Genomic DNA, 702 nt, shown 5'->3' with positions numbered 1-702 from the left:
TGTCGGCGATGACGTGCTTGGTTGGTCCGACGAGCGGGTCAGCCACGCCGAACTCGTCGCCGTGTCGGCCGATCATCTCGTCACCAAGCCCGCCGACATGAGCTGGGAGGTCGCCGGCTCGATGTATGTCGCGCCGATGGCCGCACTCGCCAGCGTCGAGACGGTCTCCCCCGAGCCCGGCGAGACGATCGTCGTGTCCGGTGCGGCCGGTGCGGTCGGTGTCGTGGCCGTTCAACTCGCGCACCGCACCGGTGCGGCTGTGATTGGCCTGACCAGCCAGGCCAATCACGCGTGGATGCTTGACCACGGCATCACGCCCGTCACCTACGGTGATGGCCAAGAGGTGAGGATCCGCTCGGCCGCCGGTGATCGAGTCGACGCGTTCATCGACACCTTCGGCGCCGACTACGTCGATCTCGCGCACGAGCTGGGTGTCCCAGCCAAGCGCGTCAACACCGTCGTCGACTTTCACGCCGCAGTGGATGCCCGCGCCAGCATCGCCGGCACGAACGACGCCGGCGGGGCTGCGGGTCTGCGACGCCTCGTCGATCTCGTCGCCACCGGCGAGCTTGACATCCCCATCGCCGCAACCTATCCGCTCACCGACATCCGCAAGGCCTACCAACTGGTCGCTGAGCGGCGGACCCGTGGAAAGATCGTGTTGATTCCATGATCGTGAGCTGACCGGGCAGCTATCAAGCC

At 67.0% G+C, this 702-nt stretch carries 1 protein-coding gene; it reads left to right on the top strand.

Translation table 11 applies throughout. The features are described 5' to 3' along the window. Positions 1 to 673: zinc-binding dehydrogenase (locus tag AD72_RS35165; RefSeq protein WP_031470975.1), on the top strand; the 673-nt coding region annotated here is incomplete at its 5' end. Positions 674 to 702: the final 29 nt, after the last annotated feature.

The sequence above is a fragment of the Sciscionella sediminilitoris genome (genome assembly GCF_000737195.2).
GTDB classification, from domain to species: domain Bacteria; phylum Actinomycetota; class Actinomycetes; order Mycobacteriales; family Pseudonocardiaceae; genus Sciscionella; species Sciscionella sediminilitoris.
This window is presented reverse-complemented; position numbering and strand designations above follow the sequence as displayed.